Origin of the sequence: Vibrio sp. 10N.261.52.C2 (genome assembly GCF_041471425.1) — a bacterium.
Taxonomy (GTDB): domain Bacteria; phylum Pseudomonadota; class Gammaproteobacteria; order Enterobacterales; family Vibrionaceae; genus Vibrio; species Vibrio crassostreae_C.
In genome coordinates, this window is the sequence record NZ_JBFROH010000059.1 from 1 (window position 1) to 19,650 (window position 19,650).

Annotated in this window: 19 protein-coding genes and 1 pseudogene; 10 read left to right on the plus strand and 10 right to left on the minus strand. The window is 45.4% G+C overall.

The features are described from left to right. A partial coding sequence (locus tag AB4307_RS19570) for an IS110 family RNA-guided transposase (RefSeq protein ID WP_372133099.1) occupies window positions 1–758 on the minus strand: 758 nt, incomplete at its 3' end. 401 nt (window positions 759–1,159) lie between these two features. Between AB4307_RS19570 and AB4307_RS19575 the strand changes: the two genes are divergently transcribed. Both AB4307_RS19575 and AB4307_RS19580 read left to right on the plus strand, forming a co-directional pair. Continuing rightward, complete coding sequence (locus tag AB4307_RS19575) at window positions 1,160–1,441, plus strand: type II toxin-antitoxin system Phd/YefM family antitoxin (protein WP_011080399.1); 282 nt, start codon at window positions 1,160–1,162, stop codon at window positions 1,439–1,441. After that, entirely contained in the window at window positions 1,438–1,725 is a 288-nt protein-coding gene (locus AB4307_RS19580) for a type II toxin-antitoxin system RelE/ParE family toxin (RefSeq protein ID WP_017064044.1), read from the plus strand. Before AB4307_RS19575 ends, AB4307_RS19580 begins: the two co-directional genes overlap by 4 nt. 149 nt (window positions 1,726–1,874) lie before the next feature. Here AB4307_RS19580 and AB4307_RS19585 read toward each other — a convergent pair whose 3' ends face one another. Both AB4307_RS19585 and AB4307_RS19590 read right to left on the minus strand, forming a co-directional pair. Further along, window positions 1,875–2,153, minus strand: coding sequence for a type II toxin-antitoxin system RelE/ParE family toxin (locus AB4307_RS19585; RefSeq protein ID WP_372133102.1), 279 nt, complete (start codon window positions 2,151–2,153; stop codon window positions 1,875–1,877). Then, complete coding sequence (locus AB4307_RS19590; protein WP_017059448.1) at window positions 2,150–2,434, minus strand: type II toxin-antitoxin system TacA family antitoxin; 285 nt, start codon at window positions 2,432–2,434, stop codon at window positions 2,150–2,152. Before AB4307_RS19590 ends, AB4307_RS19585 begins: the two co-directional genes overlap by 4 nt. 185 nt (window positions 2,435–2,619) lie before the next feature. Here AB4307_RS19590 and AB4307_RS19595 point away from each other — a divergent pair, with 185 nt between their 5' ends. Beyond that, window positions 2,620–3,321 (plus strand): lipoate--protein ligase family protein, encoded by a 702-nt coding sequence (locus tag AB4307_RS19595; RefSeq protein WP_372133105.1) that lies wholly within the window; start codon window positions 2,620–2,622, stop codon window positions 3,319–3,321. A 144-nt stretch (window positions 3,322–3,465) separates the two neighbouring features. Next, a complete protein-coding gene (locus AB4307_RS19600; protein WP_017059450.1) occupies window positions 3,466–4,473 on the plus strand; it encodes a LacI family DNA-binding transcriptional regulator in 1,008 nt (335 codons plus the stop codon). Window positions 4,474–4,546: 73 nt separating this feature from the next. Here the strand turns inward: AB4307_RS19600 and edd are convergent, their stop codons facing one another. Then, window positions 4,547–6,343, minus strand: coding sequence for a phosphogluconate dehydratase (gene edd / locus AB4307_RS19605; RefSeq protein ID WP_372133108.1), 1,797 nt, complete (start codon window positions 6,341–6,343; stop codon window positions 4,547–4,549). After that, the gene (locus AB4307_RS19610; protein WP_017072143.1) at window positions 6,340–6,864 is read right to left on the minus strand and encodes a gluconokinase; all 525 of its coding nucleotides are present in this window, start codon (window positions 6,862–6,864) and stop codon (window positions 6,340–6,342) included. The genes edd and AB4307_RS19610 overlap by 4 nt, the downstream gene beginning before the upstream one ends. Before the next feature lie 242 nt (window positions 6,865–7,106). Here AB4307_RS19610 and ascF point away from each other — a divergent pair, with 242 nt between their 5' ends. The 3 genes from ascF (at window position 7,107) to AB4307_RS19625 (ending at window position 10,736) form a co-directional block, all read left to right on the plus strand. Continuing rightward, a complete protein-coding gene (gene ascF / locus AB4307_RS19615; protein WP_017064040.1) occupies window positions 7,107–8,585 on the plus strand; it encodes a PTS cellobiose/arbutin/salicin transporter subunit IIBC in 1,479 nt (492 codons plus the stop codon). 71 nt (window positions 8,586–8,656) lie between these two features. Then, window positions 8,657–10,087, plus strand: a complete 1,431-nt coding sequence (locus AB4307_RS19620) for a 6-phospho-beta-glucosidase (RefSeq protein ID WP_017059454.1) — start codon at window positions 8,657–8,659, stop codon at window positions 10,085–10,087. Between the two features lie 31 nt (window positions 10,088–10,118). After that, a complete protein-coding gene (locus tag AB4307_RS19625) occupies window positions 10,119–10,736 on the plus strand; it encodes a bifunctional 4-hydroxy-2-oxoglutarate aldolase/2-dehydro-3-deoxy-phosphogluconate aldolase (protein ID WP_372133111.1) in 618 nt (205 codons plus the stop codon). A 90-nt stretch (window positions 10,737–10,826) separates the two neighbouring features. On the opposite strand, the gene AB4307_RS19630 is transcribed toward AB4307_RS19625, so the two are convergent. The 3 genes and pseudogenes from AB4307_RS19630 to AB4307_RS19640 all read right to left on the minus strand — a co-directional run. Next, window positions 10,827–11,702: a radical SAM protein gene (locus tag AB4307_RS19630; RefSeq protein ID WP_017067570.1), complete on the minus strand. Its 876-nt coding sequence runs from the start codon at window positions 11,700–11,702 to the stop codon at window positions 10,827–10,829. A 215-nt stretch (window positions 11,703–11,917) separates the two neighbouring features. After that, window positions 11,918–12,739 (minus strand): SDR family NAD(P)-dependent oxidoreductase, encoded by an 822-nt coding sequence (locus AB4307_RS19635; protein ID WP_102320416.1) that lies wholly within the window; start codon window positions 12,737–12,739, stop codon window positions 11,918–11,920. A 210-nt stretch (window positions 12,740–12,949) separates the two neighbouring features. Then, window positions 12,950–13,108: pseudogene (locus AB4307_RS19640) on the minus strand (enoyl-CoA hydratase/isomerase family protein); the annotation flags it as partial. A gap of 446 nt (window positions 13,109–13,554) precedes the next feature. Between AB4307_RS19640 and AB4307_RS19645 the strand changes: the two are divergent. Further along, window positions 13,555–14,928 (plus strand): MATE family efflux transporter, encoded by a 1,374-nt coding sequence (locus AB4307_RS19645; RefSeq protein ID WP_372133113.1) that lies wholly within the window; start codon window positions 13,555–13,557, stop codon window positions 14,926–14,928. A gap of 9 nt (window positions 14,929–14,937) precedes the next feature. Further along, window positions 14,938–15,348 carry a LysR family transcriptional regulator gene (locus AB4307_RS19650; RefSeq protein ID WP_017059460.1) on the plus strand — a complete coding sequence of 137 codons (411 nt, stop codon included), beginning with the start codon at window positions 14,938–14,940 and terminating at the stop codon, window positions 15,346–15,348. 195 nt (window positions 15,349–15,543) lie between these two features. Here AB4307_RS19650 and AB4307_RS19655 read toward each other — a convergent pair whose 3' ends face one another. Then, window positions 15,544–17,616, minus strand: coding sequence for an alkyl/aryl-sulfatase (locus tag AB4307_RS19655; protein WP_171732904.1), 2,073 nt, complete (start codon window positions 17,614–17,616; stop codon window positions 15,544–15,546). Between the two features lie 188 nt (window positions 17,617–17,804). Here AB4307_RS19655 and AB4307_RS19660 point away from each other — a divergent pair, with 188 nt between their 5' ends. Further along, complete coding sequence (locus AB4307_RS19660; protein ID WP_017059462.1) at window positions 17,805–18,707, plus strand: LysR family transcriptional regulator; 903 nt, start codon at window positions 17,805–17,807, stop codon at window positions 18,705–18,707. On the opposite strand, the gene AB4307_RS19665 is transcribed toward AB4307_RS19660, so the two are convergent. Beyond that, a complete protein-coding gene (locus tag AB4307_RS19665) occupies window positions 18,704–19,603 on the minus strand; it encodes a DMT family transporter (RefSeq protein ID WP_372133117.1) in 900 nt (299 codons plus the stop codon). The genes AB4307_RS19660 and AB4307_RS19665 overlap by 4 nt on opposite strands. Window positions 19,604–19,650: the final 47 nt, after the last annotated feature.

A 19,650-nucleotide genomic window follows, 5' to 3' on the forward strand; every position in this document is an offset into this window, starting at 1 on the left:
TGCGCTCGACCGCCTTGGATCACGCGCTTACCTTTGTAGCGCCCACTTTCGCGTGTTATTGGAGCGACACCAATTAGTGATGCCGCTTGTTTATTTGTGATGTAGCCAAGTTCTGGTACGTTGCTAATTATTGATGCAGCGGCAATGTTTCCTATTCCAGGGACGCTCTGCAATATTGTGTTTTTAGCCTGATATTCAGGGCTATCTTCAATGAGTTTAACGAGCTTTTCTTCTAACTTGGTGATTTGATTTTTTATCGTGGTTAGCATCGGTTTGATAGTCGGATGGAGAGAAGCGGGAAGTATCTGGATTCGGTTCTTTTCCATGGTTTGCATGGATAACAACTGGTTTCGGCGAATGACTAAGTCACTCATTAGGCGTATGTTTTTTGGCTTTATGACAGTAAGAGCTGGTTTGATTGCTTCTCCATAGTGAGCAATCAATTCTGCATCTAAACGATCATTTTTGGCTCTGCGGCCAATAGCACCAGCGAACCGTTTTATGTGGACAGGGTTTGCTCTGACAATAGGTAATTGAGCCTCTGCACATGCAAGAACAAAAGGCATTTCTAATCGGCCTGTTGCTTCAATAACGATTCGTTCAGGACTGTGACTCTTAATCGTTTTGAGTGCTTTTTTGATGCCTTTATCATTGTTCTCTACTGAGAAAAATAGGTCTAGTGGCCTGATGTGGATGTCTAATTGTGTTTTGCCGGTATCAACTCCAACGTTGATGCTTTGATTGATTTTGGTATTCATAATAAGCTAACTCATGCTTGCGTAATGCGGGTTCGAGACCCAGTCGACTATTCGAGGTTTATGCTTGAAGTCCTATGTAGCGTTCATGTTTGTTATCGGTCTCTCGATAGAGGAGCCAGCGTTTAAACGAACTACTACATAGAAAGCTTTAGTTGCAGCTAAAGCCTGGGTCTCACATTACCCGATTGGAGTGCTTATTATCCATACAAACTGTTTAAGAGTGATTCGCAACGCGTGGCATTTTTATTATGCGTTGCGTTCAGTGTTTAAGGCGGTATACGGTAGCATCGGTATTGCGTTGCTCACACCTTAACAGGGCTATAACACAAAATCAGGCTATTGCTCAAAATTGCTATTTGAACTATTATTTGTACATTAAATTGTACCATAGGGAGTTCAACATGAGCCGCATCCATTTTGATCAAGATATTCAGCCTTTGTCTGAATTTCGTGCTGGCGTGACGTCATTTATTAAACAGATTAACGAAACTCGCAGACCACTAGTTATCACACAACGTGGTAAGGGTGTTGCGGTTGTCCTTGATGTTGCAGAATATGAAGCAATGCAAGAGAAGATCGAGTTACTGGAAGAAATGCGTACTGCTGAAGCACAATTAGCTTCAGGTTTAGGTGTTTCCAATGAAGACGCTCGTGCTCAAGTATTGGGGCGCATTAAGAAATGAAAGTAGTCTGGTCACCACTAGCATTACAAAAGTTAGGTGATGCAGCCGAGTTTATTTCGCTAGATAATCCAGTGGCGGCAGAAAACTGGGTTAATGAGGTATTCGATAAAACAGACCTTCTCTCAAGTATGCCTGACATGGGACGAATGGTTCCTGAGCTACCTCATACCAATTACCGCGAAATCTTGTTTGGTCACTATCGAATCATATATAGCCTCAGCCATGAAATTCGCGTCCTTACAGTACGAAATTGTCGTCAGATACTAACGGAAAGTGACGTGTAGCAATTGTGTTATAACAATCAATTTAAGAGGGATTCACAACGCTTGGCACTTTTGCTCCTACTTCAAGTTAAGTGTTTATGGCACAATGCTTTAGGTTGGGTGGAGGCGTTGTTCACCCCTTAATTGGGCTAGTTGCCCAGAGGAAGTAATCAATCCATTGGGAACTTTTGTTTCTGGTGGAGTACGCGCATAATTCGGATAATGTCGCCTTCGATCCAATAGGAGACGATCATTGAAATCTCAGGAATTATAAGTAATCGCCCACGAATGCCGTCTCTCTGTACACCCATTAGAGGCTGCTCAAGCAAGTTTTCTACTTTTGTTTCAATGAGGTTGTCAGCGTTTTCTGCCGCATAAGGGTTGAAGTCATAGATAAACTCAAAGATCCTTTCACGATCATTGAGTGATTCTTCTTCCCATAAAATCATTGCTTACCTCGATTACGTATTCTGGCTTTGCGTTCTTCCATTCGAGATTTAGCAGTTTGGTGTTCAACGAAAACGGATTCTCCTGAGTCAAACTTCTCAAATGCTAGGTTTACTTGTTCAGTTAGCCATGCATCGTGAGATAATGTCTGTCTTTGTTGCTCAGCGAGTTGCTCAGTAAGCTCACGGCAAGCACCACTCAGTGTGCGACCTTGGCTCTCAGCCATCTGTTGAGCTAGGCGTTTTGTTTCTTCATCAACACGAAATTGAATTCTAGTGTCCATGATGTATTCCTTTATTGGTGTGTGTACAAATGTTAGCACTCACCTTTGAGATGGGCAACTGACAAGCTACTATGGCGCCAATAACTAACTTTTGGTGCTATGTTTCATCGCACATAGTCCCATATCTCATCAACCATTGCAGAACGTTAAATGATAGGTCACCACAATCTGTAGAGGAAAGTGCATTGAAGTTAACCAATAAACTCGTACGTTACCCGCACATTGATGTTGATCGTGCGTTTGAAAAAGAAGCTGAATTATTGCAGCAAATTCAGGCGGGTGAAATTGGACAAGCCTTAATGCTGTGGCAAGCAAAAACGCCGACACTCGTTTTGCCCGCAGGTAAGAAGTGGCCAGTGACGGTCGAGTCTAGAAAGCAACTCGCGGCACAAGGTTGGCAACTCACCTCACGTAAAACAGGCGGCGCTCCCGTTCCCCAACTGCCGGGGATCATTAACTTATCGCACATTTACCATTGGCCTCGTGATGAAGCCTACAACATCCAAAAAGCGTATCTACATCTGTGCAATATCTTAACCCTGTTTTTTAAAGAACTGGGTATCGATGTGGATGTACACGCGACTCCCGGTTCTTATTGCGATGGTGATTACAATCTCAATATCAACAAACAAAAAATAGTGGGCACTGCGCAGCGTGTTTTGCTTAAACAAGGGGGCGGCCAAATTGTACTTTCGCAAGCCTGTATCTTGTTGGATGTCGACTTAGAGAACATCGTTGCACCCGTAAATTTTTATAATCAAGTTTGTGGCAATCCAACCGTGGTGGATGCGCAGGTTCATACTCCGTTGTCCGCACATCTGACAACTCTACCCAACGTAGACTCACTCTTTCAGCAGTTAAGCCAAGCTTTCATCAAGCATGCGTGATACCAACCTTTCGTTAACGCCAAACTAATTTGCCGATGGTAGAACGATTTCAATACTATGTGTCGATGACAACGAATGGGTTGAACTTAAGGCGGTGAGAACTTTATAATGTTACTTGTAACATAATAAAGAGTTCAAATAGTTATGACAGAACAGCAGAAGAAAACTCGAACCACACTTCAAGATGTTGCAGACAAAGTGGGGGTCACAAAGATGACCGTCTCTCGTTACATGCGCAATCCCGATTCAGTCGCAGCCAAAACTCGCGTTAAAATTGCAGCGGTTATTGAAGAGATGGGATACATCGAAAACAAAGCGCCAGCTATGCTCTCTAAATCGTCGAGTAAAGCGATCGGTATCTTGCTCCCTTCGTTATCAAACCAAATCTTTGCCGCGTTTGTTCAAGGTATCGAAACGGTTACTAAAGAGAATGGCTACGAGACGTTGCTTGCTCACTTTAGCTATGATGCTGTGGAAGAAGAGGAAAAGATTGCTTCGCTGCTTTCGTATCAAGTTGATGGGTTGATATTGACGGAAAGCCACCACACCCCCCGCACGTTACAGATGATCAAGAATTCAGGTGTTTCTGTTGTTGAAACGATGGAACTCCCAACCAATCCGATCGATATGGTTGTTGGCTTGGACCATATTGATGCTTCTTACCATGTCGTGAAGCGAATGATTGAAGCTGGTAAACGCTCTATTGCTTACTTTGGCGCTCGATTGGATGCGCGAACCAAGTTGCGTTTGCAAGGCTATGACAAAGCGATGTATGAGGCTGGATTAGAGCCTAAACACGTGTTGACTGAACAGCACTCTAACTTCTCTTTGGCTGAAGATCTGCTTGATCGCGCTCTTGCGGATTACCCAGATCTAGATGGCGTGTTCTGCACCAATGATGACATCGCGATAGGTACCTTGCTCATTGCCCAGCAACGTGGAATCCAAGTGCCGCAACAGCTATCTGTGGTGGGCTATAACGCGTTAGATATCGGTCAAACCATACGCCCAAAACTGACTAGCGTGGATACGCCACGTTATGAAATAGGTAAGAAAAGTGCCGAGCTACTGCTTGCCCGATTGAAAGGTGAGCCAGTCACGGAAACGGTAGTGGATATGGGCTATCGCATCACGGATGGCGAAAGCGTTTAACCAAGTATGGTGGAAACGGAAAGGGGCATCGAAATGATGCCCCTTTTGCTTTTACATTTAAGCGATGACACAGTTAGACGATAAAACTCGCCCCTTGTTCTGCACTCGAAACGCTTTGGCGCATCACGCTAAATAGGTTGCGCCCCATGGTTTGCTGGTTGGCGTCTGCCTCAAATACCTTCGCTTGGCGAGACTGCATGTCGTTGAGGTTATTGAGTTCGCCACTCGCGCAATCTAAGCGCAGGATATCGCCTTCGCGAACAAGCCCAATAGTTCCTCCTCGAATGGCCTCTGGTGAGACATGAATCGCGGATGGGATCTTTCCTGAGGCTCCAGAAAGGCGCCCATCAGTAACCAGAGCCACTTTAAACCCTTGTTTCTGAACATTACCTAGAATCGGCATAAGCTTGTGCAGTTCAGGCATACCGTTCGCAGCTGGGCCATTGTTTATTACCACAACAATGCAATCTTTGTTGAGTTCACCTCGTTGATACGCAGCTTCTACCTTATGTTGGCAATCAAAAACTACCGCAGGTGCTTCTATTACACGTTGCTCTTCTGCAACCGCTGACACTTTAATCACTGCGTTGCCAAGGTTCCCTGAAAGGACTCGCGTTCCGCCTGTGCTTTGGAATACCTGTTCTTGGCCTGCAATTACCTCTGCATCTGCCGACTGTTTGCACTTTTTCCACGTTAGCTTTCCATTTTCAAGTTCTGGAATACTCATTTGATCTTCAAACGAGCCAAAGGTAGGTGTGACATCTCGGTGCAGTAAGTTGGCTTGATCTAAACGGCGTAACAGCGCGGGAACTCCTCCTGCCGCTTGGAACGCATTCATATCTGCTGGGCCGTTGGGATAAACTCGAGCAAGTAAAGGCACCACATAGGATAGATCGCTGATGTCTTGCCAAGTCAGAATAAATCCTGCTGCGCGTGCTACCGCGACCATGTGAATGCTGTGGTTGGTACTGCCACCTGATGCGAGTAGGGCAACAATGCCATTGATTAAGCTTTTAGCGGTAAAGACTTCAGAAAGTGGGCGGAAGTTTGCGGCTTGTGGTGTCATTGAAGCAATTTCAATGGCGGCATGCTGAGTGAGTGATGCGCGCAATTCAGAGTCAGGGTGAATAAACGCTGAGCCCGGAAGCATCAGCCCCATCGCTTCAAATACCAGCTGATTGGTATTGGCTGTGCCGTAAAAAGTGCAGGTGCCCGCTGAGTGATAAGCGTTGCACTCCATGTCCAGCAAGGCACTTTTTCCTACCTTGCCAGCCGCGTACTCTTGGCGAATGTGTACTTTCTCATCATTGCTGATGCCCGTTGCCATCAAGCCTGCCGGAACAAAGGCAGTTGGTAGATGCGCAAAAGAGAGCGCGCCCATCAGTTGTCCTGGAGCTATCTTGTCGCAAATACCAAGTAATAGGGTTGAATCAAACACGTTGTGACTCAGTGAAAGAGCGGTCGATTGAGCAATCAAGTCCCTTGAAAACAAAGACATATCCATGCCTGGTTGGCCTTGAGTTACCCCATCGCACATCGCGGGAACACAGCCCGCTACTTGAGAGGTGTGGCCGAACTTAGCTAACGCCTTTTTGATCTGATCTGGATAGTGTTGATACGGCTGGTGAGCGCTTAACATATCGTTGTAAGAGCTGATTAACGCCACATTGGATTTAGTGAGATCAAGAATCGAGCGTTTCTCATCGGAACAAGAAGCTGCGACAGCATGAGCCAAGTTGCCGCAAGAAAGCCCTTTACCACCTTTGCCAGCAGAGGCTTGGTGTTGGGTTCGGTTTAGAAACGCTTCATGAGTCTCTTTGCTTCGTTCAATTAATCGTTGAGTCACCGCTTGGATGGTTGGAAGGGTCATGCTGTTTCTGCCTCATCAGTCATTGAAAGCACAATCGCAGCACAGTCCACAACGTCATCAATACCGCCATCAATGCTGATGACAACCGTATCTGGCTCGTGATCGGGTCTTTCTAATGTTTCGAACTGGCTTTTAATCATGTTCTCTTTCATGAAGTGGCCTTGGCGCTGACGCATTCGATGCAAGATCAGGTCAATGTTGCCATCTAAAAAGAGAAAGGTGAGGTTTTTGTTCCCTTCGCGAATTTGGTCGCGGTACTTCTTCTTCAACGCAGAACACACAATAATGCCGTGCTCATTTTTACTTTCTAGGCTGTACGCTGCATCACGAACGCGTTCCAGCCATGGAATGCGATCATCATCATTAAGAGGTTGGCCTGACGCCATTTTTTGAATGTTTGCTCGAGGATGAAGGTCGTCACCATCAATGAACTTACGCCCAAGTTTTTTTGCCAACTGCTCGCCTATCGTGCTTTTCCCACAAGCACTGACACCCATGACGATGACACTACTACCAGCCATAACTCAATCCTCTTAACAAATTTGCGCGTGATCTCAATTTTGAACATCGCTTGTAAATATGGCTTTATCTTATAAGCGTTACCGGTAACATGTTACCGGTAACTTAAGGAAGTGTGATGAAGGACACAAAACAACAATTCACAACAATTGTGATTGTTTTTGCATCCTACTGACGGAAAATTAGTCACATCTCACTATATTCGCGTTTAAAAATCACTGGAAAGAGATCTTTGGGGGATAAAATGGCCAACGATTACCGCGCAATTGCGAAATCTGTTGTTGAGCATCTTGGGGGCAAGACAAATGTGGCTGCCCTAACACACTGTATGACTCGACTACGATTCGTTTTACACAGCCAAGATGGCGTCGATATTAACAAGCTAAAAGCACTGAAAGGTGTGATGGGTGTTGTTGATAATGGAGACAAAGTACAAGTTATCATTGGTAACGAGGTATCGTATGCATACAAAGAAGTGATGGCGCTTTGTGAGCTATCCACTGTATCTGAGTCAGAGGTTCCTGCTAAAAAAGAGAAGCTAACGGCTAAGTCAATTGGTGCGAAAATGTTGGACGCACTGGTTGGTACCATGTCGCCTCTTATCCCAGCAATCATTGGCGCTTCAATGGTCAAACTGCTCGCCATGGTACTTGAGATGCTGGGCTGGGTTGAGCCAAATGCACCTACCTTGATTATCTTGAAAGCGATTGGCGATGGCGCCTTCTTCTTCCTACCGGTTATGGTTGCCGCTTCCGCATCGATCAAATTCAAGACCAATATGTCTCTTTCCATTGCGATTGCCGGTGTCTTAATCCACCCGAACTTTATGGAATTGATGGCGCAAGCAGCAGAAGGCAAGCACGTTGATTTCTTCGGTATCCCAATCACGTCAGTGAAATACACCTACACGGTTATTCCTGTACTTGTGATGACTTGGGCTCTTTCTTACATAGAACGTTGGGTAGATAGCATTACCCCTGCTGTGACTAAAAACTTCCTGAAACCTATGCTTATCGTATTGATTGCAGCTCCGGTTGCTATCGTACTTATCGGTCCATTTGGTATTTGGGTTGGTACTGCACTTTCAGCGCTTGTTTACACAATTCATGACACATTAGGTTGGTTGTCGGTTGCTATCATGGGCGCACTGTGGCCTCTACTTGTTCTTACTGGTATGCACCGTGTATTTACTCCAACGATTATTCAAACCATTGCTGAGACGGGTCGTGAAGGTATGGTTATGCCTTCAGAAATCGGTGCCAACCTCGGTATGGGTGGTGCGTGTCTGGCTGTTGCTTACAAAACCAAAAACAGCGCACTAAAGCAGACATCATTAGCCGCAGGTGCTTCAGCTATCTTCGCCGGTATCTCTGAGCCTGCATTGTACGGCGTGCTTGTTCGTCTGAAACGTCCACTTATCGCAACAATGATTACTGGTTTTATCGTAGGTGCATTAGCGGGCATGGGTGGCCTTGCGAGTCACTCGATGGCAGCACCAAGCTTGTTTACGAGTGTTCAGTTCTTCGATGTGAATGACCCAATGAGTATCGTTTGGGTGTTCGGTCTGATCGCATTGTCTATTGTTCTGTCATTTGTTCTAACCCTAGTTTTAGGCTTTGAAGATGTTCCAGAAGATGATGCCGATGAGAAAGCAACTTCAGAGTCAGCAAACAAAGAAGCTGGTAAGGCAGAAGACAAGCCGACAGTAGTGTCCGCGTCTTAATTAGAATTGATTAATTTATTCAGTCACCTTACTTCAGCGTAAGGTGACTTTTATTGTTTCCGAGGTATTCGATGTCAAACATTCAATTTCCCGAAGATTTCTTATGGGGCGGCGCTATTGCTGCAAACCAGTCTGAAGGCGCTCACTTAGCGGGTGGTAAAGGCCTAACAACCGTAGATATGATCCCTTATGGTGAGAACCGCATGCCAATTAAGCTTGGTCAGGTTGATAAGGTGACGCTCAGCGAAGACGAGTTCTACCCAAGCCATAACGCGATAGACTTTTATCACCGTTACAAAGAAGACATCGCCTTGCTGGCAGAGATGGGATTTAAAGTCTTCCGCGTATCCATCGCTTGGAGCCGAATCTTTCCAAAAGGTGACGAGCTAGAGCCGAACCAAGCTGGCTTAGATTTTTACCGTGATGTTTTTGAAGAGTGTAAGAAATACGGTATTGAGCCGCTCGTTACCTTGTGCCATTTCGATGTGCCTATGCACTTGGTCAACGAGTATGGTTCGTGGCGTAATCGTAAGATGATTGAGTTCTTTAGCCGTTACGCGAGAACCTGTTTCGAAAACTACAAAGGCTTGGTGAAATACTGGTTAACTTTCAACGAAATCAATATTTTACTAGCGAGCCCGTTTTCTGGTGCTGGATTGTTGTTTCAGGAAGGCGAAAATCACGATCAAGTGAAGTACCAAGCAGCTCACCATGAGCTAGTAGCAAGCGCTTTGGTAACCAAGATTGCCCATGAAGTTGATGAGCAAAACCAAGTGGGTTGTATGCTGGCGGGCGGTAACTTCTATCCATATTCATGTAAGCCAGAAGATGTGCTGATGGCTATGGAAAAAGACCGCGAGAACCTGTTCTTTATCGATGTTCAATCGCGTGGTTACTACCCATCTTATGCTCAAAAAGTGTTTGATAACAAAGGTGTGGTGCTTGAAACACAAGAAGAAGATTTCGAGATTCTGAAAAATACTGTCGATTTCATTTCTTTCAGTTATTACGCTTCACGCTGTGCTTCCGCTGATATGAATGCAGGAAATACGAGTGCAGCGAACGTCGTTAAGTCCATCAAAAACCCTCATCTTCCAGCAAGTGATTGGGGCTGGGTCATTGACCCTACAGGTCTTCGAATTACGATGAACACACTCTATGACCGTTACCAGAAACCACTTTTCTTGGTAGAAAATGGCTTAGGTGCTCGTGATACCTTGGATGACAATGGAGAAGTGAACGATGATTACCGCATTGATTACCTTCGTCAGCACATTGTTGCGATGCATGAAGCAATGGAAGACGGTGTACCATTGATGGGTTACACACCTTGGGGTTGTATCGATCTTGTTGCGGCGTCGACCGGAGAGATGAGCAAGCGCTATGGGTTTATCTACGTGGACAGAGACAACCTAGGCAATGGTACGTTAAATCGTATTCCTAAAAAGTCATTCCACTGGTACAAAAAAGTGATCGCAAGCAACGGCAGCGACTTGGCTTAATTTGTCTGTTTGATAATGAGAGAAATGAACAATGAAAACAATTGAACAGCGACTCAGAGATATTCGCATCGTTCCGGTGATCGCCATTAATGACGTTGCTCAGGCTGTGCCGCTTGCGAAAGTATTGGTTGAGAATGGTTTGCCTTGTGCTGAAGTGACATTTCGTACAGAAGCGGCAGCAGAGTCGATTCGTTTGATGCGTGAAGCCTACCCTGAGTTACTGATTGGCGCAGGTACTGTGCTGACTACAGAGCAGGTGGATACTGCCATTAATGCGGGTGTTGATTTCATTGTCAGCCCAGGTTTGAATCCAACAACAGTCAAATACTGTCAGCAAAGAGGGGTTACGATCGTTCCTGGAGTGAATAACCCAAGCTTGGTTGAACAAGCAATGGAAATGGGGCTTAAGACACTAAAGTTCTTCCCAGCAGAGCCATCTGGCGGTGTCGCAATGTTGAAAGCGTTGACGGCTGTTTACCCGGTTAACTTTATGCCTACAGGCGGTGTAAGCCCAGCGAACGTTGAGTCTTACTTAGCACTGAAATCAGTCGTTGCCTGCGGTGGAACTTGGATGGTACCGACAGACAAAATGGACAAGGGTGATTGGGATGGAATCGCAGAATTAGTCCGAGCGGTCGGCTCCAGATAGTTCGATAGAGAGATACATAGCTAGAAAATGAAAGGGCCAGCTGACACTGGCCCTTTTTGTGGCTGCTTCAAACGATGTAGAGGTTACTCGTTACCAAGCAAAGGTTTTAATGACGTTTTGCTTAGTGATTGGGTTATGCGCGATGTCTTGATTTATCTTATCAAGAAACGGCTTACGAGCCTGAGGCAACATGCCACGCATTGGTGAGATGTTATTGCCGTGGTCACCCCAGTAGTAGCAATCGAAATCTTCTAGGTTTTCGAGCAAGTATTTTTCTTCTTCCAGAATCTGCAATGGCGTTGGTAAAACAAACTCGCCACGGTTTACTTCTTTTTCCAATACCGATCCCGGTTGAACGGCTAAAGCCATTGGTGCAATCGCATCCGGCTGCATGATGTTCAGCAAGCTGGTGGTATTAATCGCATGCTCTATAGAACGCTCTTTGCCGCCAAGGCCAAAGATAAATGAAGCCAGCACCTTGATGTCTGCTTCACGGGCTAGGTTCATTCCTTCAATCGCATGCTCACGCGTCATGCGCTTTTGAATGCGTTCAAGCAAAATTGGGTCACCGGACTCCAAGCCTGAATAGGCCATGCTTAAACCTGCCGACTTAATCTCTTTTAATTCAGACAAGCTCTTACGACGGAAGTCATTGAACCCTGAATACAGAGAGATGTTCTTGATCTCTGGGAAGGTGATCTTGATGTAATCCAGAATCGAAATCAGCATCTCGGTTCTAATCGCCATCACATTACCATCGACCAAAAAGATAGATTCAACATGCGGGTAGATTTTTCTCGCCGCATCAATATCTTCAAAGATGTCTTTGATGTCTCTTACTTTGAAACGCTTATCATCAAACATCGTGCAGAAGGTACACTGGTTATTACTGCACCCCAATGTTGTCTGGATGAGTACGCTCTCTGCTTCCATCCAAGGACGATAAACTTTACCTTCAAAACGCATAAATGCTCCTCGGCCGTAGCCTGTGTTGTTTCGACGGGGGCAAGTTTAGCAATCTGCATCTTGGGTGATAATTGGGCAAAGCGGGGAATCAGTATTAAAGAAATCTTAATAATCGAAAGAGCGCGCAGTTCTTTGTCTGTATAGATAGAACTGCGGCTTGGATTGTGTGTGGTGGTGGGGGGGAGTGTTAGTGGTCGTTTTTTACTAATGAATGATCAGTGCGTAACGCACAGCTTTTCTTCGAGTAATTGATTAAGCACTGTCACCAGCTTGTGGTTCTTAGTGTTGTCTAATGCGTCGGCGTGCGGGTCTTTGAACAACCCAGAATCATTATCAAAATATTGACCAGAAGCGTTGGCAAACTCATCACTGAGCGCAGCACGACAAAGAATATCGGCTCCAATCGCAAGGTCGTTGCCATCAACGCCATAAGCATCTTTCACTAATTTACTACCAAGGAAAGAAGCTGGGTTTACAGGGATAATTGCGGTGCCTTTGTCTAAAAGAGTATTGGCTAATTCGATGGACCACATCGTTAGCGCCAGCTTACTTTGCGCGTAAACCGGACCATCAAGTTCACCCGCATTCGGACTGATTAATGCATCTAGATCTACGGGTGCTTGGGCTGCTGAAGATAGGTTGACGATACGACCTGTCGCATCAAAAAGAGGAAGCAGCTTTTGTGTCAGTAGATACGGCGCAATGGTGTTTACGACAAAACGCACATCAAGATTGTCTGGAGTGGTGATGTCCGACACTTTATACACACCTGCGTTGTTAATGAGTATATCGAGTCGTTTGTGATCGCTTTTGATTTGGGTTGCGAGCGCCTCAACTTCAGAGAGCGTCGATAGGTCTGCGATGTAGCTTTCGATGATTGCATTCTTAGACAGGCGAGACAGAGCGGTCACGACTTTATTGACCTTAGCTGGGTTGCGGCCATGAATCAGAACATGGTGCCCTTGCTGCGTTAGTGCTTTTGCGGTCTCTAAACCAATGCCATCCGTGGCACCTGTGATCAGAATTATTTTTTGCATATTCCGTCCTTCAAAAAATAGTTTGAACAACGTTATAACAAAGATTAATGACACATAGTTGCATTTGGCTCACAAGCTGAAGACTCAAATGTGAGTCTATGGGGCAAATAATGACCATTTTAACACTTGGTGGTTAACCGTTGGCGTTTAACGATTAAGTAAGACAATGGGTCAGTTTGTGACTGACCCAAATTAAGAGAAGTGACCGAGTTATTTGATGTCTTGAACGTTCATAACCAGAGTTTCCCAGTTACGTTGGTTTTCCATATCGTGCTCTAGGCCTTGCTCATCGGCAATTTGGAAGCGCTTAACCGCAGGGGTTTTGCTCGTAGCTTGATACAACCAATAAGCTTCCGCTTTGAGTGCTTCGGCTTCGTCAGCATCAAAGTCTCTTGCCCTTGAACATTCACAGTACCGAAGTCAAAAGTGACGGTAAGAATTCCATCCTCGGCTTGAGCTTTAAACGTTGTATAACCTTGATATACCATTTCCATATTCCTTCTGAGAGATTTCATTTCAGCCTATTCAGTGTGAATGCGACCTAAATTCAGGCTAGCGAGGAATGTTCGAACCAACAATTAACCATTAAACGAAACACTATTAACGAATTATTAAGAGTGTTGGCGCGTTTGATAATTTCAATTTATTCAGTGTCTTAGATGGATACTTTAACGTTGAAGGTATCTTGCTAATTCGATTGTCAACGAAATCTAAAAACTCATTCCTTGTCTGGCGCTCTTATCCTTTTCATTTAGCTTCGTATACTGCTCAACTAGGTAATTAGCCCCAAGGTACAGACAAGAGTGAACCGACTTATGCAGATGAGATCCGCGACTTTGAAAACCATTATTGAGAAAACGCTGCCACTGACGCTGGGTGTGTTTGCGATCATGATGGTTCAATTGGTCGATTCGATCTTTATTGGTCAGCTAGGGGTGAATGAATTGGCGGTTCACGGTATCACCTTGCCATTTCAAGCAGCGTTTACCGGGGTTCAAGTGGGAATCGGTGTCGCGGCAACGTCCATTATTTCTCAAGCGGTAGGGGCAAAAGAACAACGTAAATCTACTTCAATTGCGACGCTGTCGGTTGGATTTGGAGTGTTGGTGATTGCTTTGATCTGCATAGGGCTGATTGTTTTTAGCGATTCTGTTTTTGCGTCGTTTGTGAATGATGTCTCTGACGCTCAATACCAATCCATGCTGTCTATTTTTAATGTGTACTGGCCACTGTGGTTGTTCAGTGCATTGATGGTGGCGGTGCTTTATCTGGCCACCTGCGTTTATCGTGCCAATGGCGATACCAAAACAACCGGAAGCATGTTCTTGGCTGCTAGCGTGATTAACCTAATTCTCGACCCTATTCTGATCTTTGGATTGGATATGGGCATCGCAGGGGCGGCGATCGCATCGAGCATTGGCTACGCTTTCGGCGCAATCTACATGCTAATCAAGTCTCGCGGCAAAGGTTGGTTTGGCTTCAATGGCGCGTGCAGTAACCGAATCAAAGGCTACAGTTTTGAGTTATTCAAGACGGTAATGCCAACCACTGCGAATCAGATATTACCTGCGGTCAGCGCGTTCTTCTCAATGCTATTGATTGCGAGAATCGGAACCGATGAGATGGCTTTTTGGAGCTTACTCGCCCGTGTTGAAAGTTTTATGCTGGTGTTTTCTCTTGCTCTGACGATGTCTATCCCGCCTATGATTGGTCGTTACCTAGGGGCGCAGCAGCGATGCAAAATCCCTGAGCTATTGAATACAACAGCGAAGTTCTTATTGGTTTTCCACACCGTGATGGCAACATTGTTGGCGCTGTTTAGTGGCTGGATTATTCCTGTTATCTCGGAAGAACAAAGCATACGCAGCTGGTTTGAAGTGACCTTGTTATTTATACCGTTCAGCTATGGCCCGCTTGGGCTTTGCATGTTGGTTGCTTCGGTCTTTAATGCCTTGGGTGTGCCTCGTAAAGCTTTGAATGTCTCTTTCTTACGCTTGTTTGTTTTCTACATTCCTGCTTTATGGCTCGGCTCGATAACTGGAGACATGATCAATGCGGTTATTGCTGCGACCGTCGCCAATGTTTTAGCGGGCGCTTTTGCATGGTTTAAGCTTAATGCCTATATTAAAACTCACATTATTCCCCGTGCCGCTGCGGCCAATAAGCAGCGTGTACTCAGCGCAGGCTAGCCATTATTGATGAACATTGAACATCTAAAATTGTTTGTGCGACTCGCGTCTACGCACAATATAGGTCAAGCAGGACAAGAGCTTGGGTTGTCACCTCCGGTAGCCAGTATTCATATCGGAAAACTCGAAGAGAGCCTAGGTGCTATCCGCGTCGATCACGGTGAAGCGGTAAGGGATGTATGTGTCGATGGCTTGGGCATTGCCATGTGCGCGAGTTGGATAGCATACAAGCAGCTCGCGGAAGGTTCGCTGGTTGAGGTGTTGCCGGATTACCCTTTAAAGGATGAGGCGGCTATCTGGGCGGTATACCCGAGTGCTCAGTTACTTGCACCAAAGGTGCGCGTATTTATCGATTACTTTGTTCAATATTATGGTTCACCTTCTTATTGGGATTGCGACGTAAACGGGCAAACTCAGTAATCTATAAGCTTCAACAAATTATCAGTTTTATTAAGCTCTCAGTCTCAGTAATAGAGCAAACGCAGTAGCGTTCAAGAAGCACTTATTGAGAACAAATAAGAAAGCCCCGACCAAAAGGGAGGGGCTTGTTTTTATGTTCTTTATAGAACGTTTTTCTAGCTAACTGCTGTTGTTTTTATTTAGTGTATCCGGCGTTTAATGAGCGTGTACCGCTGAATCTTGGTATAGCTCTGCATCAACTTCTTCGCCTTTACTTGGGCGCGGTACAATCTCAAAAGAGGTGTCAGCTTCTGTCAGTGAAGACAGCAGTTTGTTAAGTGATGTCTTATCACCTTTCACGCCTGCTTGTCCGTCTTCTAACAGTTTTCCAAGGCTTGTTTTCTTAAGCACGATGTCAGACACGTCAGACTTATTGATGATCAGTGTCGTATCCGCATCTTGCAGCTCTGATACTTGGATGTTGTTCAGGTTGCCGTTAGACATCTCAACGTAGTAGAACTCTTTTACATCAGGCAACTGAATATTCAATGTAAATGGTGTTTCTTGTGCTTTTAGCGAATCCACTTTTACGGCTAAGTAATCGAGTAGGTTTTCAATCGTCATGTTCGCTAACACATCCGGAGATGCAGTTTTCGGTGCGCCCGGTTGTGTGCCAATACGAAGCTCTTGAGCGCCGGTTAGGTAGATGTTTCTCCAACCTGCACCTTCTGATTGATAACCCAACTGCTCGTATGTATCTGCCAATAAGCCACGTGCAACTTTGTTCTCTGGCTCAGCTTGAATCACCTTATTCAGTGCTGTTGCAACGAAGCGGTATTCACCTTCTTGGAAATCTTGCTGCGCTTTTTCAATCACAGCATCGCTGCCGCCCATGTACTCAACAAACTTCACCGATTCTGGCTCGATTGGTAATGGATTAAGGTTAGCTGGGTTCATGTCGAAGTAACCAAGATACATGTTGTACACAGCGCGAGCGTTGTGAGAGTAAGTACCGTGGTAACCGTTGGTGTGCCAAGACTGTTGGATGCTGTCTGGCATGACCTTGTAAATCTCGTCACCGATGTCTTGCAGAACCACGCCGTTATTGGCTAAGCGAAGCGTTTGGTTATGAGTAAAACCGTAAGCGTCACGCTGCATTTTTAGGTAATCAGAGATCTCTTGTTCGCCCCAGATTGGCGATGAGTGAGACGCAAACAACACCTCTGTTTCTTCACCCCAAGTGATTAACATCTCGTTGATCTTCTTAGACCATTTCAAGCCGTCACGTACTTTAGCGCCACGCAGCGTGTACAGGTTGTGCATGCCTTGGTAGGTCAGTTCGCCAGTCCAAAGTGCTTTCATGCTTGGAATATACGTCACCATTTCAGAGGCCGCTTCGGTACCTGAAGCATCCATGAATTGCATTTCTAGGCCGTCAATAACCAGAGTTTCAATCTCTTCGTTATGGTTCAGCTCGTAGTCTGGCAGTACGTAAGTAATGCTACCGGTTGATAGGCCTTTCGACAGTGCAGCATCAACAATACCGTGCTCGTGTCGGTTCAGGGTTGCACCATACTGATAAGCGGTACGACGAGACATTGCATTACCCGCCAATACGTTTTCGTCGACGATCTCTTTAGTAATGTTTTTCGAACCGTACACTTTTACATCTGGGTATGCGTCTTTGATTGCTCTTGCGCCACCAAAGTGATCAGCGTGCGAGTGAGAGTAAATCATAGCAACGACGGGAAGTTCGCCGCCATCAGGCACATTGCTCTTGAAGAATTTGAGTGATTTAGCGGCCGCTTCTTTGGTAAGAAGAACGTCGTAAGCGATCCAACCGTTGTCACTACGAATGAAAGAGATAGACGCTAAGTCAGCACCTCGAACTTGGTAAACTTTACCCGGAACAACTTCATATAAGCCTTCTGCTGCTTGGTTCAGTACCGCTTGGCGCCACAGTGAAGGGTTTACTGAATCTGGTGCTTGGTCTGCATTCGTCACACTTGGGTCGATAAAGTTAAAGCTATTGCGAATGATGTCGCCCGTCTCTTGGTCGAAGCTAGCAATAAGACCCTTGTTGTTATTGTCGAAAGCGCGAGTGTCGGCAAAGTTAAGTGTTTTTGCGAACTCTTGGTTTGCCTTAGTCGTCATCTCGGTTGCGCTTTTGCCACCTTGGTCGCCAATTTCGCTGAAGTGTGCGTGGTCATGGTTAGCTGCAACTGCAGGGAATGCGAGCGAGATAGCCAGGAACAGTGATGCATTTTTGAACGTGCGAGAAGTTGTCATAAGAGCCTCTTCATTTCAGAATTTTGTTTCGTTGAGGCGATTATAGGAATAAGACATATAGCAAAAAATAAAGTAAGCTTTATTTAATACATCACGATTGGCTATGTATTGAATCATGCAATGGTTGGGCGACGAAGACGAATCCTGACCTATGATTGATTAAGACCACATTGACAGGGAGAGTAACGGTGAGCGACGTGGAAAAGTTGGATTTAAATCTATTGAGCGTGTTCTTAGAAGTGTATCGATTAAAGTCGATCACGCTTGCATCAGAATCGCTTGGTATGACTCAGCCTGGGGTTAGCGGGGCATTGAAGCGATTGCAATCTCAGCTTGATACCGACCTGTTTATTCGTGAAGGGCGTGGGATTATTCCGACTAACGCTGCGGTGCAATTGGCAGACCGAGTAGAGCCTGCTCTAGAAGGGATAAGCAGCGCAGTAAGCACTTTAAAGACATTTGATAATCAGCAGCATCATGTGTTTCGTATCCTGGTGAATGAGATTGGATTAACCAAGCTTCAACCTCTCGTCGAGCAAGATGAGACGTTGGGCAATATCTCGATTGAATTCAATATGGTGCCGAACAACGAAGAAGAATTATTGCAAGGCTTGAGCATGCAACAAGCTGATTTAGCGATTGATATCCATTACCCGCAAGTTAACGGCTACATGAAGCAGCCGATGATTGAAGATGAGTTGGTGCTGATAGCTCGAAAGGGGCATCCGAGAATCAATGGCTCTGTGACGCAAGAGCAATATTACAACGAAAAGCATGTTACTTTTAGAATGCGTCGAACCCGTTTATACACGGCAGATTATTTTACCAAGTCGCCACTGAAACAGAGAAAAGTGAGTGCCGAGTGTGACTCGCTGATGACCATGTGTGTGCTGGTATCGGGCTCAGATTGTGTCGGCAGTACATCGCGTGATTTTGCCAATCAATTTTCCGAATCCTTCCAGCTTCAAGTCCTTGATCAGCCGTTTGAAATCTTACCGATGCAGCAATACATGATTTGGCATAAAAGAACCGATTTGAACCCTGCTCATCAGTGGCTGAGAAACAAGATTCAGCAATATATGGCTGATTAACGAGCCGCTCTTGCTGCTCGTTTCTGTTTGGCGCTCTCTATCATCTTAGAAGGCGTCATTCCTGTCACCAACATGGTGCCGGTGATAACCAGAATTGAACCAACAATCGTATTGATGCCAATTGCTTCATCTAAGAATAAGTTACCCCATAGAATACCAAATACCGGAATGATGAAGGTCACGGACAGGGCTGAAGGTGCGCCGAGTTCAGAGACGAGATTGAAGTAAAGTAGATACGCTAACCCAGTACATACCGCGCCTAATAAGACAACCGATGTAGTGATCGTAACGTCGGGTGTTTCTCTCATCGGAATAAAGAATACAAACGGCAAAACCAGCAATACCGCAGTCCACATGCTGCCATGAGCATTGTTGAATGCCTCAACTTTAGGGGCTTGTTTGGTATAGTTTGACGCTATTCCGTAGCTAAAGGCCGCCATCATTGCTGCAAAGATAGGAAGCATAGCCTCACGGCCAATGTTCATCGCATCCCAACCGACTAACACGCCAACTCCCGTTACCCCAATCCCAAGTCCCAATAGAACTTTCGCCTCGAGTGCTGTTTTAGTCCATATTGCACCAATGATTGCCGCCCATATTGGCGCGGTAGAGTTCAAGATGGCGAGTGTCGAGGCGTTAAGTGTCTGCGCGGCATAAGCGAAAAGCAAAAAAGGAAGTGTGGTGTTAAACAGGCCGAGAATGAAGAAGTGTTTTGCGTGATCATGAAAAGAGAGCTTCTTTTTTAAATAGAAAGAAACTAAAAGCAGAGTAAGTGCTGCAAACAGAACTCGCGCTTCAATTAAGACTGCGGGCCCTAATGGATTGGCGGCCATTCTCATGAAAAGAAACGAGCCTCCCCATATAGCCGCAAGTAGTATCAGTTTTAAAAAGCTCACAGTTTGAATCTCAGATTGTGTAAAACCTGACTATGGAGGAAAGATAA

Coding starts and splice junctions, on each gene's coding strand:
- AB4307_RS19575 (WP_011080399.1), top strand. CDS start 1,160: ATGAGCCGCATCCATTTTGATCAAGATATTCAGCCTTTGTCTGAATTT.
- AB4307_RS19580 (WP_017064044.1), top strand. CDS start 1,438: ATGAAAGTAGTCTGGTCACCACTAGCATTACAAAAGTTAGGTGATGCA.
- AB4307_RS19585 (WP_372133102.1), bottom strand. CDS start 2,153: ATGATTTTATGGGAAGAAGAATCACTCAATGATCGTGAAAGGATCTTT.
- AB4307_RS19590 (WP_017059448.1), bottom strand. CDS start 2,434: ATGGACACTAGAATTCAATTTCGTGTTGATGAAGAAACAAAACGCCTA.
- AB4307_RS19600 (WP_017059450.1), top strand. CDS start 3,466: ATGACAGAACAGCAGAAGAAAACTCGAACCACACTTCAAGATGTTGCA.
- edd (WP_372133108.1), bottom strand. CDS start 6,343: ATGACCCTTCCAACCATCCAAGCGGTGACTCAACGATTAATTGAACGA.
- AB4307_RS19610 (WP_017072143.1), bottom strand. CDS start 6,864: ATGGCTGGTAGTAGTGTCATCGTCATGGGTGTCAGTGCTTGTGGGAAA.
- ascF (WP_017064040.1), top strand. CDS start 7,107: ATGGCCAACGATTACCGCGCAATTGCGAAATCTGTTGTTGAGCATCTT.
- AB4307_RS19620 (WP_017059454.1), top strand. CDS start 8,657: ATGTCAAACATTCAATTTCCCGAAGATTTCTTATGGGGCGGCGCTATT.
- AB4307_RS19625 (WP_372133111.1), top strand. CDS start 10,119: ATGAAAACAATTGAACAGCGACTCAGAGATATTCGCATCGTTCCGGTG.
- AB4307_RS19630 (WP_017067570.1), bottom strand. CDS start 11,702: ATGCGTTTTGAAGGTAAAGTTTATCGTCCTTGGATGGAAGCAGAGAGC.
- AB4307_RS19635 (WP_102320416.1), bottom strand. CDS start 12,739: ATGCAAAAAATAATTCTGATCACAGGTGCCACGGATGGCATTGGTTTA.
- AB4307_RS19645 (WP_372133113.1), top strand. CDS start 13,555: ATGCAGATGAGATCCGCGACTTTGAAAACCATTATTGAGAAAACGCTG.
- AB4307_RS19650 (WP_017059460.1), top strand. CDS start 14,938: ATGAACATTGAACATCTAAAATTGTTTGTGCGACTCGCGTCTACGCAC.
- AB4307_RS19655 (WP_171732904.1), bottom strand. CDS start 17,616: ATGACAACTTCTCGCACGTTCAAAAATGCATCACTGTTCCTGGCTATC.